This window comes from Citrobacter sp. Cb041 (assembly GCF_030336655.1).
GTDB lineage: Bacteria > Pseudomonadota > Gammaproteobacteria > Enterobacterales > Enterobacteriaceae > Citrobacter > Citrobacter braakii.
On record NZ_JAOWDD010000028.1, the window covers coordinates 26,366 to 42,682 of the forward strand.

At 51.4% G+C, this 16,317-nt stretch carries 14 protein-coding genes and 1 pseudogene; 11 read left to right on the top strand and 4 right to left on the bottom strand.

Annotated elements, in window-relative coordinates; translation table 11 throughout:
* The first annotated feature begins 31 nt into the window (after positions 1-31).
* Complete coding sequence (locus tag OGV52_RS02700; RefSeq protein WP_016151816.1) at positions 32-799, top strand: class II glutamine amidotransferase; 768 nt, start codon at positions 32-34, stop codon at positions 797-799.
* On the opposite strand, the gene dpaA is transcribed toward OGV52_RS02700, so the two are convergent.
* Entirely contained in the window at positions 770-1,510 is a 741-nt protein-coding gene (gene dpaA / locus OGV52_RS02705; protein ID WP_016151817.1) for a peptidoglycan meso-diaminopimelic acid protein amidase, read from the bottom strand. The two genes, OGV52_RS02700 and dpaA, sit on opposite strands and share 30 nt — an antisense overlap.
* Before the next feature lie 349 nt (positions 1,511-1,859).
* On the opposite strand from dpaA, the gene OGV52_RS02710 reads away from it, so the two are divergent.
* Positions 1,860-2,621 (top strand): C40 family peptidase, encoded by a 762-nt coding sequence (locus OGV52_RS02710; RefSeq protein WP_279265249.1) that lies wholly within the window; start codon positions 1,860-1,862, stop codon positions 2,619-2,621.
* 38 nt (positions 2,622-2,659) lie between these two features.
* On the opposite strand, the pseudogene OGV52_RS02715 reads toward OGV52_RS02710, so the two are convergent.
* Positions 2,660-4,378 (bottom strand): annotated as a pseudogene (locus OGV52_RS02715) (flagellar biosynthesis protein FlhA); the annotation flags it as partial.
* Here OGV52_RS02715 and lafU point away from each other — a divergent pair.
* From lafU to dinB, 3 genes are all read left to right on the top strand, one after another.
* Positions 4,290-5,204, top strand: coding sequence for a putative lateral flagellar export/assembly protein LafU (gene lafU, locus OGV52_RS02720; RefSeq protein WP_071600315.1), 915 nt, complete (start codon positions 4,290-4,292; stop codon positions 5,202-5,204). The pseudogene OGV52_RS02715 and the gene lafU overlap by 89 nt on opposite strands.
* A gap of 55 nt (positions 5,205-5,259) precedes the next feature.
* The gene (locus tag OGV52_RS02725) at positions 5,260-5,901 is read left to right on the top strand and encodes a DNA primase (protein WP_181220808.1); all 642 of its coding nucleotides are present in this window, start codon (positions 5,260-5,262) and stop codon (positions 5,899-5,901) included.
* 66 nt (positions 5,902-5,967) lie between these two features.
* A complete protein-coding gene (gene dinB / locus OGV52_RS02730) occupies positions 5,968-7,023 on the top strand; it encodes a DNA polymerase IV (RefSeq protein ID WP_016155765.1) in 1,056 nt (351 codons plus the stop codon).
* A 53-nt stretch (positions 7,024-7,076) separates the two neighbouring features.
* Here the strand turns inward: dinB and pepD are convergent, their stop codons facing one another.
* Positions 7,077-8,534 (bottom strand): cytosol nonspecific dipeptidase, encoded by a 1,458-nt coding sequence (gene pepD / locus OGV52_RS02735; RefSeq protein WP_016151863.1) that lies wholly within the window; start codon positions 8,532-8,534, stop codon positions 7,077-7,079.
* 261 nt (positions 8,535-8,795) lie between these two features.
* Between pepD and gpt the strand changes: the two genes are divergently transcribed.
* From gpt to crl, 3 genes are all read left to right on the top strand, one after another.
* On the top strand, positions 8,796-9,254 hold the full coding sequence (gene gpt / locus OGV52_RS02740; RefSeq protein WP_003031380.1) for a xanthine phosphoribosyltransferase: 459 nt from the start codon (positions 8,796-8,798) through the stop codon (positions 9,252-9,254).
* A 98-nt stretch (positions 9,255-9,352) separates the two neighbouring features.
* Complete coding sequence (frsA, locus tag OGV52_RS02745) at positions 9,353-10,597, top strand: esterase FrsA (protein WP_016155767.1); 1,245 nt, start codon at positions 9,353-9,355, stop codon at positions 10,595-10,597.
* Positions 10,598-10,654: 57 nt separating this feature from the next.
* The gene (gene crl / locus OGV52_RS02750) at positions 10,655-11,056 is read left to right on the top strand and encodes a sigma factor-binding protein Crl (RefSeq protein WP_016151866.1); all 402 of its coding nucleotides are present in this window, start codon (positions 10,655-10,657) and stop codon (positions 11,054-11,056) included.
* A 57-nt stretch (positions 11,057-11,113) separates the two neighbouring features.
* On the opposite strand, the gene phoE is transcribed toward crl, so the two are convergent.
* On the bottom strand, positions 11,114-12,169 hold the full coding sequence (phoE, locus tag OGV52_RS02755; protein ID WP_016151867.1) for a phosphoporin PhoE: 1,056 nt from the start codon (positions 12,167-12,169) through the stop codon (positions 11,114-11,116).
* Positions 12,170-12,458: 289 nt separating this feature from the next.
* On the opposite strand from phoE, the gene proB reads away from it, so the two are divergent.
* The 3 genes from proB (at position 12,459) to OGV52_RS02770 (ending at position 15,828) form a co-directional block, all read left to right on the top strand.
* Positions 12,459-13,562 (top strand): glutamate 5-kinase, encoded by a 1,104-nt coding sequence (gene proB / locus OGV52_RS02760; protein WP_003031373.1) that lies wholly within the window; start codon positions 12,459-12,461, stop codon positions 13,560-13,562.
* 11 nt (positions 13,563-13,573) lie between these two features.
* Positions 13,574-14,827 (top strand): glutamate-5-semialdehyde dehydrogenase, encoded by a 1,254-nt coding sequence (proA, locus tag OGV52_RS02765; protein WP_137379435.1) that lies wholly within the window; start codon positions 13,574-13,576, stop codon positions 14,825-14,827.
* Between the two features lie 281 nt (positions 14,828-15,108).
* Positions 15,109-15,828, top strand: coding sequence for a Crp/Fnr family transcriptional regulator (locus tag OGV52_RS02770; protein WP_047498426.1), 720 nt, complete (start codon positions 15,109-15,111; stop codon positions 15,826-15,828).
* The last annotated feature ends 489 nt before the right edge of the window (positions 15,829-16,317 follow it).

Sequence of the window (16,317 nt, forward strand, 5' to 3'; positions counted from 1 at the left end):
TCCCGCTTAAAGGCGTTTGTGGAGGTGATGTATGTGCGAACTGCTCGGGATGAGCGCCAATGTGCCAACCGATATCTGCTTTAGCTTCACCGGGCTGGTTCAGCGCGGCGGAGGTACCGGGCCGCACAAAGACGGCTGGGGTATTACGTTTTATGAAGGTAAGGGTTGCCGTACGTTTAAAGATCCGCAACCCAGCTTTAATTCGCCTATCGCCAAACTGGTACAAGACTATCCCATCAAATCCTGTTCCGTGATTGCCCATATTCGTCAGGCGAATCGTGGCGAAGTGGCATTGGAAAATACCCATCCATTTACGCGTGAACTGTGGGGACGTAACTGGACGTACGCTCATAACGGACAGCTTAGCGGCTATAAATCGCTGGAAACCGGTAATTTCCGTCCGGTCGGGGAAACCGACAGCGAAAAAGCTTTTTGCTGGCTGCTCCACAAGCTGACTGAACGGTATCCGCGTACGCCTGGCAATATGACGGCAGTGTTTAAATATATCGCGATGCTGGCAGGAGAATTGCGTGAGAAGGGCGTCTTCAACATGCTGTTGTCTGACGGGCGTTATGTGATGGCTTTCTGCTCGACCAACCTGTTTTGGATCACCCGTCGTGCGCCGTTTGGCGTGGCGACACTGCTGGATCAGGATGTGGAAATCGATTTTAGCTCAGAGACCACACCCAATGATGTGGTCACCGTGATTGCCACTCAGCCGCTAACCGGCAATGAAACCTGGCAAAAGATTATGCCAGGCGAGTGGGCGTTATTTTGTCTCGGGGAGCGTATAGTTTGATGCCAGCTGCGGCTGAACCACTTCGTGACTCAACGGCTTGCTGATAACGTAACGGCCATCGACGACGGAAACGGTCGGTGGCTTACGCGTTTGTTCAAAGTAATCGTAGCCAGGCTTTAGCTGCGCCCAGAATTCTTTGTAATACGAGAACTTATGGCGCTGCATGTTGGCATCGGTCATGCGGAATGGATAAATGCTAACCTGCACGCTGGACTGCCCAAACACCAGTGCGCCGGTGACAAACTGGAAAATCTCATCAATGCCGTTGTCGGTCATTGCGTAGCAGCCAACGGAAACGCAGGCACCGTGGATCATCAAGTATTTACCTTCATAACCGTGTGCGCGGTCGTAGGCGTTAGGGAAACCAATGTTAATCGCTTTATAAAAGCGGCTATCCGGTTTCAGCTGTCCGCGCTGTACGCTGTAAAACCCTTCCGGGCTTTTGAAATCGCCCTGACGCTGTTTCGGACCTAAGCCGCCGGAATAATTGCAGATCTTATAGCTATCGAGCAATTGATACTGTTCGCCCATCTTGACGTACAGATCCAGCGTTCGCTCTTCTTTGAAGATCTGGATATAGACGGGGGAGCCCATTAATTGCTGCTTATATTCTTTGCTGACAGGCGTAGTCGGGCTGCTGCTGCTCAGCAAACCGGCAAATGAAACGCACGGCAATAAAAGCATCGCAAGAAAAAATGCGATTTTACGCATACTGCTTATTCCTTGATAAAACGATTACACACGCCAGGACGGCAAAAAGAGTTCCCAAATCGGATAAATCTGGATCTGGAGCGCTCACATTATCACCCAGAGAGTTTTTCGCAAGTCTCTCGTGCGGCGTTTACACTTTAGATTTTCTTTATACGGAAAATTGTGCTTAAAGGCAGTCAGACACTGACGTATTTTGCGGGTTAGCGCACGTCATTAAGTCTTCTGAGTGCAGAATTCCTAATATATTGAATTTAAAAAATTAATAATTTAATAATCGAATATTAAAATGGAATGCCCGGCAATAGCGGTAGACTGCGGCGAACGTGTTTGATTAGGTAGTGTTGTTTTCATGTCTTTTGTCTCTGCGCCCCGACGCTTTTTGCCGGGTCTGCTGTCTTTGTGTGTTGTGTTGTCCTCGCCGTCTGTCGCCAAAGTTCAGCCCCTCTTATCTGACGCCCATTTAAGCTATGCGGCGCAATTACGCATACGTAACCGCGCCCGGCTGCTGAAGCAGTACCACGCGCAGGTAAAAAAGCAGGCAAGTTATGTGGTAGAAGGTAATGCGCAAAGTAAAAGCGCGCTGCGCCAGCAAAACAGGACGCTGATTAAACAGCACCCGGAGTGGTTCCCGGGGCCACTAAAAGCGAGCGATCAGCGCTGGCAGGAGCTGGTTGAGAATGACCATTTTCTCAGTAGCGATCATCTGCACAACATAACCGAAGTGGCAATCCACCGTCTTGAACAGCAGTTAGGTAAACCCTATTTGTGGGGCGGGACCAGCCCGGAACAAGGCTTTGACTGTAGCGGGCTGATCTTTTATGCCTACAACAAAATTCTGGCAGCAAAATTGCCACGTACGGCGAATGAAATGTATCACTATCGGCGGGCGACCATCGTCGCTAATCGCGACCTTCGTCGTGGTGATTTATTGTTCTTTCATATTCACAGTCGGGATATTGCCGATCATATGGGCGTCTATTTGGGGCAGGGACAATTTATTGAATCGCCGCGTACGGGAGAAACGATTCGGGTGAGCAATTTATCCGATGACTTCTGGCAGGATCATTATCTCGGCGCTCGTCGTATTCTGACGGAAAATACCATTCTGTAATCAAAAAGGCGGTGCGAATGGCACCGCCTCGTCAGGGGTTAACTCAACGCCCCCATAATCTTTAATTCCAGCTCATCCGGAACTTCGTTATATGACAACACCTGTAAGCCTGGTGCAAACAGGCGCGCATAGCGCGCAAGCAGAGGACGTAGCTGCGGTGCGACCAGCAGTACCGGCTCTTTACCCGCGGCTTTCATCTGTTCTTTAATCTGCGGCATATTGGTCTGGAACTGATTCAGCATATTAGGATCGACGGGTACGCTATCGAGCACCACTTTGCCGCTTTGCTGAGCCTGATTCACTACATTAGCCAGCAGATTCTCCAGCTCATTATTCAGCGTGTAGACCGCCAGCTCATCTTTGCGCACAAACGGATGGGTAATGCTGCGACGGAGCGCCAGACGCACATCTGCCGTCAACAGAATATGATCTTTAGTGACGGCGCTACTGGCGACCAGTACGGTGGCAATGGTAACGATATCGCGCAGCGGCACGCCTTCGACCAGCAGCGCCCGATAAACCTTCAAGAGCTGGCTGTAATTCAGCGCCGCGCTCAGATCTTCCGCCAGACGGGGGGCCATCGAAGAGAGGCGGTTATGCAGTTGGGTAATATCATCGTAGTTAAACAGGTCGGGAATAAAGTTGCGAATGACCTTATTTACATGCGTCGCAATGACGCTGGCACTATCAATGACCTGATATCCCATATTTAGCGCTTTGGCTTTTTGCGCCGGGACAATCCACGTCACCGGCATACCATAGGCCGGATCGTGGCCTAAAACACCATCGATCTCGCCATACGTTTCACTGGAGGGCAGCGCCATCAACTTATCTGAGGGAATATCAGCCTCATCAGCCTTGATCCCATTGATAAAAATGGCGTACTGGGTCGGTTTTAGACGGAAGTTTTCGCGGATGCGAATTTCCGGGAGCAGCACGCCGTTAGTGTCTGAGATAACCTGCCGTACACCGCGAATACGTTGAGTGAGCGGATTCCCTTTGGATTTGTCTACCAGCGACACCAGCTTGTACCCCAGGCTCAGGCTGATTGGCTCGATCAAAGGGATAGTTTCCCAACTGACCTGTTGCTCAGTGGTTTCAACAATGGTTTTGGTCAGCGTCTCAAGATTTTTCTCTTCAGTTTCAGCCACCTTCGGGCGCTTGCTCATACGCCAGGCGGTGAAACCCATCAGGGCGCTGAACACCAGGAACGGGAAATGCGGCATTCCCGGTACCACCGCCAGTACAAACATAATGCTGGTGGCGGTATAAAGTACGGAGGGGCTGGCCAGCAGTTGGCTACGCACGTCTGTGGCGATATCACCGCTGTCGCTCACGCGAGTAACGATAATCGCTGCCGCCGTCGACAGCAGCAGAGATGGGATCTGGGCAACCAGACCGTCGCCGATGGTCATCAGTACGTATTGCTGGAATGCGGCTTCGGCGCTTAAATCGTATTTAAAAATACCGATACAGACGCCGCCTATCAGGTTGATGGCCAGGATCATCATCCCGGCGATGGCATCACCGCGCACGAACTTCGACGCACCGTCCATTGCGCCATAGAAATCCGCTTCGCCCGCCACATCTTTACGTCGCGCCTGCGCCTGGGCCTGATTAATCAGGCCTGCGTTCAGATCGGCATCGATCGCCATCTGCTTCCCGGGCATGGCGTCCAGCGTAAAGCGGGCCGAAACCTCGGAGATACGCTCGGCACCCTTGGTAACCACGATAAAGTTGATTGTGAACAGCGTCAGTAAAGCTGACCGCGAAAATATCGTGGCGGCGCTGCATGGTCAGTCAATCTTTAACGGTGGCGGTATGGCGCCGTTAAATAAGCTGGGCAAGCAGCCGATAGCGCCGGGAGCGCAGAAGAAAAACGTCACGCGCAACAAACTCGATAAAACCGTCAACCCGCAGGAGACGGCGAAAATTACGGAAGAGAACGCGAAAAAGGCGCTGGATGTGAATGAAAAAGCGGTGCTGCTGAAACAAAAATCAGCCCGCGAATTGGGCGAACTGGCGACCGACATTAACGTTATCGCCCGCAATGCGCATATGGAAACTAACCTTGAGATGGAGATTGTTCCTCAGGGGCTGCGCGTACTGATTAAAGATGACCAGAATCGCAATATGTTTGAGCGCGGTAGCGCCAGGATTATGCCGTTCTTTAAATCGCTGCTGGTCGAACTGACTCCCGTGTTTGACTCGCTGGATAACAAGATAATCATCACCGGGCATACAGATGCGATGAGCTATAAGAGTAACATTTACAACAACTGGAACCTCTCCGGCGACCGCGCTTTGTCGGCGCGACGCGTGCTGGAGGATGCCGGAATGCCGCAGAATAAAGTCATGCAGGTCAGCGCGATGGCGGACCAAATGCTGCTGGATGCGAAAAACCCGGAAAGTGCCGGGAACCGTCGCATTGAGATCATGGTGCTGACGCAAAGCGCTTCCGATACGTTGTATCAATATTTTGGCCAGCAGGGAGAGAAGGTTGTGCAACCGCTGGTGGATAAGCTGGACAAGCAAAAGCAGGTGACTTCTTTACGTCAGCAATCTGCTCCCGTCACTCATTAATTCTGTTCCCGTCCCCCACGCAATGTGGGGGCAATTTATTCCTCAGGAAGGCAATGTGATAGATGTAACCCATATTATTCCATTGGAGATTCATACTGATAACGTCACTGATGTAGCCTGCCAGGGGGCGCATTTCGACAAGGTTTCAGGTATCTGGTACACCGAACCCCACGAGCTAAACGGGGCGCTTCGTGACTATGTCTACGACACCGACAATTTTAATATTGTCGCGCCGTACTATCTGGTGATTACCTCGAAGATGCACTGCTGGAGCTGCCACCAAATTACCCGCATCCATGGCGTGATGTTTACCCGCTTTATTAAGAAAAATCAGGATGGTCAGGGCTGGCAGTCGGTCAGGCGTAACAGCTTTTTGTTCCACATTAATTCTCTGCCTGAAGAGATAAAAAAGAACATCAAAGCCAGCAATTACTACCTCGATAAAAGTAAAACCACCGGGCTACGTTACTGGATGAATCACTGTGAAATTTGTGGTGAACGTCTGGGCGACTACGAGCTTTTCTGCGTTGAAAATGATGCCTTCCGCCTGATGACAGTCGAAAAACTGCTGCGGGCAAATGTTCGCAAAGTGAATAAACTGTTTGTCAGTACGGCGGGTAATCCCGCAGAACATACGAAAAAGGATATTGTGCGTTACCTGTGCGATGCCCGCTTCGTCATGAATGGTCCGGCGTAAGGAATAATCATACTTCTCACACTATAAAAATACTGTATACTTAAACAGTGTTGTGGGAGGCGAGTGATGCGCAAAATCATACATGTTGATATGGACTGCTTTTTCGCAGCGGTGGAAATGCGCGATAACCCCGCTCTGCGTGACATTCCCATTGCCATCGGCGGCAGCCGGGAGCGCCGGGGGGTTATCAGTACAGCCAATTACCCGGCGCGCAAATTTGGCGTGCGTAGCGCGATGCCAACGGGAATGGCGTTAAAGCTATGCCCGCATCTTACCTTATTACCCGGTCGCTACGAGGCCTACAAAGAAGCCTCCCGCCAGATTCAGGCGATTTTCTCGCGCTATACCTCGCTGATTGAACCCCTGTCGCTGGATGAAGCCTATCTGGATGTAACCGACAGCACCCACTGCCACGGTTCTGCCACGCTGATCGCCCAGGAGATCCGCCAGACGATTTTTAACGAGCTGCAGCTAACCGCTTCTGCCGGGATTGCGCCGGTTAAATTTTTGGCAAAAATAGCCTCCGATCTCAACAAGCCCAACGGGCAATATGTGATTACCCCTGCCGATGTTCCTGAATTTCTCAAAACGTTACCGCTCGGCAAAATTCCCGGCGTCGGCAAAGTCTCCGCCGCGAAGCTGGAATCAATGGGATTGCGTACCTGCGAGGATGTTCAAAAATACGACCTGGCAATGCTGCTCAAACGTTTTGGTAAGTTTGGTCGCGTGCTGTGGGAGCGAAGCCAGGGCATTGACGAGCGGGACGTTAACAACGACAGACTGCGCAAATCCGTCGGTGTGGAGCGCACGCTGGCGGAAGATATTCATGAGTGGTCAGAATGCGAGGCGATTATTGAGCGGCTTTATCCCGAACTGGAACGGCGTCTGGCCAAGGTAAAGCCGGATCTCCTTATTGCTCGCCAGGGGATAAAACTCAAGTTTAATGATTTTCAGCAGACCACGCAGGAGCACGTCTGGCCGCGCTTAAATAAAGATGACTTAATTGCGACGGCGCGTAAAACCTGGGAAGAACGTCGGGGAGGGCGAGGCGTGAGGCTGGTGGGATTACACGTCACGCTGCTGGATCCCCAACTGGAAAGACAGCTGCTGTTGGGGCTGTGACTCTGATGGATTGCCGGATAAGCGCAGCGCTATCCGGCATTTAGCGCAGAATCTTACTTCGCCGGAATCGACTTCAGCAGTTCAGTCAGCAGCGTCCAGTAGTGACCAACGCTTTCGATATGAACCTGCTCATCCGGGGAGTGCGGACCGGTGATGGTTGGCCCGATGGAAACCATGTCCATTTCCGGATACGGTTTCTTGAACAGGCCACATTCCAGACCGGCGTGAATGATCTGGATGTTTGGCGTTTTGTTGAACAGACGCTGGTAGGTTTCGCGAACCAGGTGCATAACCGGAGAGTTAGCATCCGGCTGCCAGCCAGGGTATCCGCCTTTGGCCTGGGTTTTCGCGCCAGCCAGTTTACCCAGTGAATCCAGCATGCTTACCACGTAGTCTTTACCGCTGTCGATCAGGGAACGGATCAGGCAGTGAATTTCAACGTTGTCGTCAGTCATGGTTACAACGCCGACGTTCAGGGAGGTTTCTACCACGCCTTTGGCTACGTCTGAGTTGCGGATAACACCGTTCGGGGTGGCGTTCAGCAGACGTACGAAGCTGTCGCGAGACTGAGTGGTCAGCGCGGCTTTGTCGTGAGTAACGGCATCCAGCAGCAGAGCCAGGTTCTTCTCTTTGGCTTCCAGTTCGTTTTTCAGGATTTCCTGGTAGGTGTTGACCAGCGCTTTTAACGCATCAACTTTATCTGCCGCCACTGCGAGGGTGGCAAAGGCTTCACGCGGAATCGCGTTGCGCAGCGTACCGCCGTTGAAATCAACCAGACGCAGATCCAGCTCTTCAGCGTGACCCGCCAGGAAGCGTACCAGCAACTTGTTAGCGTTACCGAGACCAACGTGGATTTCGCCACCGGAGTGACCGCCTTTCAGGCCTTTCAACGTCAGCTTAAAGCTCTGGAAGCCAGCCGGGATTGCTTCACGGGACAGCGGCAGGTTAGAGGTAAAGTCGATACCGCCTGCGCAACCCATATAGATCTCACCTTCTTCTTCAGAGTCGGTGTTGATCAGGATATCTGCCTGCAGCCAGTTAGCCTGCAGACCAAACGCGCCATCCATACCTGCTTCTTCGGTCATGGTCAGCAGCACTTCGAGCGGACCGTGTACCACGTTGTCATCAGCCAGAACGGCCAGTGCGGACGCCATACCGATGCCGTTATCCGCACCCAGCGTGGTGCCACGGGCTTTTACCCATTCGCCGTCAATATAAGGCTGGATAGGATCTTTAGTGAAGTCGTGCACGGTGTCGTTATTTTTCTGCGGGACCATATCCAGGTGCGCTTGCAGAACGACCGGCTTGCGGTTTTCCATTCCTGCGGTAGCGGGTTTGCGAATCAGGATATTACCGACCTGATCGCGCTCGACGTGGAAACCTTTCTCTTGGGCCCAGCTCAGAATGTGTTCAGCGAGCTGCTCTTCATGGTAGGACGGATGAGGAATAGAACAGATTTTGGCAAAAATATCCCACAGCGGTTGCGGGGATAACTGAGACAGTTCAGACACGTTGAGTCTCCTTGGCGATGTCCTACAAAACTTGCTTGCAGGCCACAGGGTTAGCAGAATTAAAAACATCACAAGTCAGGCTTGCGCGATGCGATTGAGAATACCACTTTCTCCGCTGACGGCTAGCATAAAGCATGCAAAAAGAGGCGCGGATTCCGCGAAACACTGGTTTTTAGTGCGTCAGATCTCTATAATCTCGCGCAACCTATTTCCCCCTCGAACACTTTTTAAGCCGTAGATAAACAGGCTGGGACACTTCACATGAGCGAAAAATACGTCGTCACCTGGGACATGTTGCAGATCCATGCACGTAAACTGGCAAGCCGCCTGATGCCTTCTGAACAATGGAAAGGCATTATTGCCGTTAGCCGTGGTGGTCTGGTGCCGGGCGCATTGCTGGCGCGTGAATTGGGTATTCGTCATGTCGATACCGTATGCATCTCCAGCTACGATCACGACAACCAGCGCGAACTGAAAGTGCTGAAGCGTGCCGAAGGCGACGGTGAAGGTTTCATCGTAATTGATGACCTGGTTGACACCGGTGGTACCGCCGTAGCGATCCGCGAAATGTACCCTAAAGCGCATTTCGTCACTATTTTCGCTAAGCCGGCAGGTCGCCCGCTGGTGAATGATTATGTTGTTGATATCCCTCAGGATACCTGGATTGAGCAGCCGTGGGATATGGGCGTAGTGTTCGTTCCGCCGATCTCGGGTCGCTAATCTAAAAAGTTTTCAACGCCCGCACTGTCGGGCGTTGTTCTTTTTGTGCTGTGTCAGGTTACACTATGCCTTAGTGAGTACTCATGGAGGCTGCAATCATGTCACAGGCTAACCTCAGCGAAGTCCTGTTTAAACCCCGCTTCAAACACCCTGAAACGTCAACGCTGGTTCGTCGTTTTAATCACGGCGCGCAGCCGTCCGTACAATCGACTCTGGATGGCAAAACCATCCCGCACTGGTACCGCATGGTGAACCGCCTGATGTGGATCTGGCGTGGCGTCGATCCGCGCGAAATCCTCGAAGTGCAGGCACGTATCGTCATGAGCGAAGCCGAACGCACTGATAAAGAGCTCTACGACACGGTTATCGGCTATCGCGGCGGAAACTGGATTTACGAGTGGGCGAAGCAGGCGATGGACTGGCAACAGAAAGCCTCTATGGAAGAGGATCCGCAAGTGAGCGGACGCCACTGGCTGCATGCTTCCACGCTCTACAACATCGCTGCTTATCCGCACTTAAAAGGCGATGAGCTGGCAGAGCAGGCGCAGGCTCTGGCCAATCGCGCCTATGAAGAGGCCGCACAGCGTCTGCCGGGCACGCTGCGTGAGATGGAATTTGCCGTTACCGGCGGCGCGCCGATTACCGGCTTCCTGCATATGCCAAAAGGCGACGGTCCGTTCCCGACGGTGCTGATGTGCGGTGGCCTCGATTCCATGCAAACGGATTATTACACTCTGTATGAGCGCTACTTTGCCCCGCGCGGTATTGCCATGCTGACGCTGGATATGCCGTCGGTCGGGTTCTCGTCAAAATGGAAACTGACCCAGGACTCCAGCCTGCTGCATCAGCACGTATTAAAAGCGCTGCCGAATGTTCCGTGGGTGGATCACACCCGTGTGGCGGCCTTCGGCTTCCGTTTTGGCGCCAACGTGGCGGTACGCCTGGCGTATCTGGAATCATCACGTCTGAAGGCGGTGGCCTGTTTGGGGCCGGTGGTTCATGCGCTGCTTAGCGACCCGCAGCGCCAGGCAAGCGTCCCGGAAATGTACCTTGACGTTCTGGCCAGTCGTTTGGGAATGCACGACGCATCCGATGAAGCGTTGCGCGTTGAGCTTAATCGCTATTCATTAAAAGTGCAGGGCCTGCTGGGCCGACGCTGCCCGACGCCAATGCTGTCGGGGTTCTGGAAAAACGATCCGTTTAGCCCGGAAGAGGAGTCGCGTTTAATCACATCTTCATCTTCTGACGGTAAGCTGCTGGAGATTCCATTCAACCCGGTGTATCGCAATTTTGACAAAGGGCTGCAGGAAATAACCGGTTGGATCAATCAGAGATTGTGTTAAAAGTTTGCTAAATTTTATCGATTTGGTAAAACAGGTGCTTCACCTAAGGAGATCGTAATGACGTTACCGAGTGGGCATCCGAAAAGTAGATTGATCAAGAAATTCACCGCGCTTGGCCCGTACATCCGGGAAGGGCAGTGCGAAGATAATCGGTTTTTTTTCGATTGTCTGGCTGTTTGCGTCAATGTGAAACCCGCCCCAGAGAAACGCGAGTTTTGGGGCTGGTGGATGGAACTGGAGGCGCAGGAAAAACGCTTCACGTACAGCTACCAGTTTGGCTTGTTCGATAAAGACGGGAACTGGACTGCAGTGCCGGTGAAAGAGACTGAAGTGGTAGAGCGACTGGAATACACCTTACGTGAATTTCATGAAAAATTACGTGGGTTGTTAACGTCGCTGAATCTGGCGCTGGAGCCTGCTGACGATTTTAACGATGAACCGGTTAAATTAACGGCATAATGAACAGTAAAATGCCGGATGGCGGCGCAACCCCATCCGGCATTTTTTTATGCTACATCAGAACTGATAAACCATACCGACAGCAACGATATCATCATTGTTGATGCCCAGTTTATTGTCGCTATCGAGCTGGTTGATTTTATAATCGACAAACGCGGACATATTTTTGTTGAAATAGTATGTTGCGCCAACGTCGATATAATTCACCAGATCCTCATTGCCTACGCCTTCAATATCTTTCCCTTTTGACAGCACATAACCCAGTGACGGACGCAGACCAAAGTCAAACTGGTACTGAACTACCGCTTCGAAGTTCTGTGTTTTATTGGCGAAGCCACCGGAAATTGGCGTCATATTGCGCGTTTCAGAATAGAACGTCGCAATATAAATATCGTTAGCATCATATTTTAAACCGGTCGCCCAGGCTTCTGCTTTATCGCCAGTCCCGCGCGTTTGCAGATTCTGCTGGTTGGTACGATCGGAGTTGGTATACGCACCGCTCACCGCGAAATCGCTGCCGCCAAAATCATAGGTAACGGAAGTACCAAAACCGTCGCCGTTTTGTTTTTTCACATCGCGGTCCTGATTTTTCCCCTGGTATTGCAGGGTGAGATCCAGACCATCCACGACGCCGAAGAAGTCGGTGTTACGGTAGGTCGCCAGGCCGCTGGCGCGTTTGGTCATAAAGTTATCGGTCTGCGCGGAGGAGTCGCCGCCGAATTCCGGGAACATATCGGTCCACGCTTCCACGTCGTACAGCGCGCCGAGGTTACGACCGTAATCAAACGAGCCAAGGTTTTTTAATTTCAGACCGGCAAAGGCCAGACGGGTTTTTTGCTGGTTAGAGTCGCTTTCGGCTTTATTGCCGGCGAACTCTGCTTCCCAGCGGCCATATCCCGTCAGTTCATCGTTAATTTGCGTTTCGCCTTTAAAACCTAAACGGATATAGCTCTGGTCGCCGTCTTTGCTGTCATAATCCGTCATGTAATGCATAGCTTTTACTTTGCCGTACAGGTCCAGTTTATTACCGTTCTTGTTATACACTTCCGCTGCCTGTACGGATGCCGACGCAGTAATACCCATCACCACTAATGCCAGAGTGCTCTTTTTCATTTTCATTCCTGATTAAAAGTACGCGCTAATATTCACTGGGTGTGATCCCCGTTAAAAGACAGGAGGGTTTTTAACGTCTGGTAATGAACGTTTTATGACAAAGTAAGAATATTTTTAAAAAAGGATGTTTTTTTGTTTCTGTAATAAATGCGTCAAAATCTGCCGCTACGCTTGCTGATCCTGCGCAATAAAATTTCATGCTTTGTGCGCTGGTTGTTGGCAACCGGGGCCAGTCCTGCTAAAACGTTCGTTTGATATCATTTTCCCCAATTTTGAATGGCAGAGAATCATGAGTGACAGCCAGACGCTGGTGGTAAAACTTGGCACCAGTGTGTTAACGGGCGGATCGCGCCGCCTGAACCGCGCCCATATCGTAGAACTGGTTCGCCAGTGTGCGCAGCTCCATGCCGCAGGGCATCGTATTGTTATCGTTACCTCGGGCGCGATTGCCGCCGGACGTGAGCATCTGGGTTACCCTGAGCTCCCGGCAACGATAGCCTCGAAACAGCTGTTGGCGGCGGTAGGGCAGAGCCGATTGATTCAACTGTGGGAACAGTTGTTCTCGATTTACGGTATTCACATCGGACAGATGCTGCTAACGCGTGCGGATATGGAAGACAGAGAGCGCTTCCTTAACGCCCGCGATACGCTACGCGCGCTGCTGGATAACAACATCGTTCCTGTCATTAATGAGAACGACGCCGTAGCGACCGCCGAAATTAAAGTCGGTGATAACGACAACCTTTCAGCGCTGGCGGCGATTCTGGCCGGGGCCGATAAGCTGCTGCTGCTGACCGATCAGCAAGGGCTGTTTACCGCCGATCCGCGCACCAACCCACAGGCTGAGCTGATCAAAGACGTTCACGGTATTGATGATGCGCTGCGCGCCATTGCCGGTGATAGCGTCTCGGGTCTGGGAACCGGCGGTATGGGGACTAAACTGCAGGCCGCTGATGTTGCATGCCGCGCCGGGATTGACACCATTATTGCCGCAGGCAGCAAGCCGGGCGTAATTGGCGACGTGATGGAAGGCGTCTCCGTTGGGACGCGTTTCCATGCACAGGCCTCTCCGCTGGAGAACCGTAAACGCTGGATCTTCGGCGCACCGCCAGCCGGGGAAATTACCGTTGATGAGGGTGCGACCGCAGCGATTCTGGAGCGTGGCAGTTCATTACTGCCAAAAGGCATTAAAAGCGTGACAGGCAACTTCTCTCGTGGTGAAGTGATCCGCATCTGCAATCTCGAAGGGCGCGATATTGCCCACGGCGTTACCCGCTATAACAGCGATGCGCTGCGCCGTATTGCCGGACATCACTCACAACAGATCGACACCATCCTGGGCTACGAATACGGTCCGGTTGCTGTCCATCGCGACGACATGATTACCCGTTAAGGAACAGGCATATGCTGGAACAAATGGGCATTGCTGCCAAAGCTGCGTCATACAAGCTGGCGCTGCTCTCCAGTCGCGAAAAAAACCGCGTACTGGAAACAATAGCTGATGAGCTGGAAGCGCAAACGGAAAGCATCCTCAGCGCGAACGTACAAGATGTTGAGCAAGCGCGAGCCAACGGCCTGAGCGAAGCAATGCTCGACCGCCTGGCGCTGACTCCGGCGCGTCTGAAAGCGATTGCCGACGATGTGCGTCAGGTATGTAATCTCGCCGACCCGGTCGGGCAGGTGATTGACGGCGGTCTGCTGGATAGCGGCCTGCGTCTCGAACGTCGTCGCGTTCCGCTGGGCGTGATTGGCGTGATTTATGAAGCGCGTCCAAATGTCACCGTTGACGTTGCTTCCCTGTGCCTGAAAACCGGTAATGCGGCGATCCTGCGCGGTGGGAAAGAGACGTACCGGACGAATGCGGCAACCGTGGCGGTTATCCAAAAGGCGCTGGAAGCCTGTGGTTTACCCGCTGCAGCCGTGCAGTCGATAGATAACCCGGACCGCGCGCTGGTCGCTGAAATGCTGCGTATGGATAAGTACATTGATATGCTGATCCCTCGCGGTGGCGCGGGTCTGCATAAGCTGTGCCGTGAGCAGTCGACTATCCCGGTCATCACCGGCGGCATTGGGGTCTGTCACATTTATGTTGATGATACCGCGGAGATCGACCCGGCGCTGAAAATTATCGTCAACGCCAAAACCCAGCGTCCGAGCACCTGTAACACCGTAGAAACCCTGCTGGTGCATCAGGATATCGCTGCGCGTTTTCTGCCTGCGCTGAGCCAGCAGATGGCACAAAGCGGCGTCACGCTGCATGCCGACGACACCGCGCTGGCCACATTGCAGGCAGGGCCCGCTAACGTGGTTGCGGTGAAAGCCGAAGAGTATGACGACGAGTTTCTGTCGTTGGATCTGAACGTTAAAATCGTTACCGATCTGGACGATGCTATCACCCACATTCGCGAGCATGGGACCCAGCATTCCGATGCCATCCTGACGCGCACCCTGCGTAACGCCGATCGTTTCGTGAATGAAGTGGACTCTTCTGCCGTGTACGTTAACGCCTCTACTCGTTTTACCGATGGCGGCCAATTCGGACTGGGGGCGGAAGTGGCTGTGAGTACGCAAAAACTGCACGCGCGTGGCCCAATGGGTCTGGAAGCACTGACCACCTATAAGTGGGTTGGCTTCGGTGACGACACGATTCGTGCGTAATTGAAAACGGGCGATGCCATAATAGGTCTATGATTTTCAGGTCTGTTAAGGCATTGCTCGGTTAATTCTACTCTTTACCCCGCTACCGCATTTGTTTTCTATCCTGTGTTTTATCATCATCCGCATCAGTCTGGTTTTTAGCCATGTGCTCCCCGGCGTCGAAAAGGCGACGTATCACAGAATTTTCCCTACCAGCATGAATTTTCTGGGTCTGCGGCTCACGTATTGTTCCTATGGTCCAATCTATTAGAATCAGTCTCATTTTTATGAGGAGTCGTTGCGTGAAATCGGATATTCACAAACATAGCATTCCTGTTGTGCCGCTCGGTAACCCGTTTCCCCCCCGCCATTGTTCACTGTGTCCAAAGGGCGCGGCGATTGATCGTGATAATCAATACCGATTGATAGACAAAAGAAGGAAGTTTAAAGCGGGGGAGATACTCGCCCGCCAGGATGGAGCCGCGGACATGCTTTTTGTTATTCACGAGGGGTACTGCACGTCCAGCGTGGAATGTGGTGATAACGATTTTATCAGTCGCTTTTATGTTCCGGGAGACATCATGGCGCTGGATGCTGTTGAGGGGGGGAAGTATCTGACAACGATCAAGGCTGCAACGGCTGCGGAGGTATGTCATATCGATATTGCGCGGTTGTTCAAGGCAGCAGAAAAGGAGCCGTCGGTTGCAGCGGCAGTCATCAAGTTTCTCTGCAGGGACAATGGATTCATTGTTGAAAAACTACGGCGTTATGCCAATAAACATGCTGAGGCCAGAATCGCTGCTTTCCTCGTGGAGTTTTACGAAATGCATTTACGTATTGGCAGGCCAGAAACGACGCTTCGCTTGCCATTCTCGCGGGAGGAAATTGCCAGTTATCTCGATCTTAAAATTGAAACCGTTAGCCGCTCATTAAAATCCCTCGAACATCAAAAGTTGATTAGCTTACATCGGGTCCGTACGGTAACAATTAATAGTTATTTGGGGTTAAAAGGTTTCAGCTAACGCTATCTTTGCCGTGCGTTATTTATCTCTTGATATTCCAGGAATATTCATTTTATATGGAAAATTCCTGGTTTTATTTATGTGGAATAATTATCAATTCGAATGATAATCCTACAGGTCAGCGCTATTTTTATAAGAATATTCCCCCTTAAATAAATATTTCATGAGAATTTTCTTGTGAAGTTAAAAATTAGCATGATTGCAACAAATAATAAACATTATAGAGAGAGTATGTGGATGTTAATTATCTTTATGTTTTTTAAGGGTTTTACTCCTGGGCTATTTGTATGATCTTTTTGATATTTATCAAAAACTTAAAAAAGATGAATTGTTTGGTTTTTATTGTTTGTGTGGATAATAATTCTAAAAATGTACATATTTTAAGTAATTATATCTTAGGAAACTTCTTAGGTAATGTTTTTTATAGGAAAATTCTTAGTTTTTTGTAATTTTTACGTTTTAGGGTTTGTTGAGATGTTACTTAATCCA

Coding starts and splice junctions, on each gene's coding strand:
- frsA (WP_016155767.1), top strand. CDS start 9,353: ATGTCACAGGCTAACCTCAGCGAAGTCCTGTTTAAACCCCGCTTCAAA.
- phoE (WP_016151867.1), bottom strand. CDS start 12,169: ATGAAAAAGAGCACTCTGGCATTAGTGGTGATGGGTATTACTGCGTCG.
- crl (WP_016151866.1), top strand. CDS start 10,655: ATGACGTTACCGAGTGGGCATCCGAAAAGTAGATTGATCAAGAAATTC.
- dpaA (WP_016151817.1), bottom strand. CDS start 1,510: ATGCGTAAAATCGCATTTTTTCTTGCGATGCTTTTATTGCCGTGCGTT.
- proB (WP_003031373.1), top strand. CDS start 12,459: ATGAGTGACAGCCAGACGCTGGTGGTAAAACTTGGCACCAGTGTGTTA.
- dinB (WP_016155765.1), top strand. CDS start 5,968: ATGCGCAAAATCATACATGTTGATATGGACTGCTTTTTCGCAGCGGTG.
- OGV52_RS02700 (WP_016151816.1), top strand. CDS start 32: ATGTGCGAACTGCTCGGGATGAGCGCCAATGTGCCAACCGATATCTGC.
- gpt (WP_003031380.1), top strand. CDS start 8,796: ATGAGCGAAAAATACGTCGTCACCTGGGACATGTTGCAGATCCATGCA.
- lafU (WP_071600315.1), top strand. CDS start 4,290: ATGGCGTCCAGCGTAAAGCGGGCCGAAACCTCGGAGATACGCTCGGCA.
- proA (WP_137379435.1), top strand. CDS start 13,574: ATGCTGGAACAAATGGGCATTGCTGCCAAAGCTGCGTCATACAAGCTG.
- OGV52_RS02710 (WP_279265249.1), top strand. CDS start 1,860: ATGTCTTTTGTCTCTGCGCCCCGACGCTTTTTGCCGGGTCTGCTGTCT.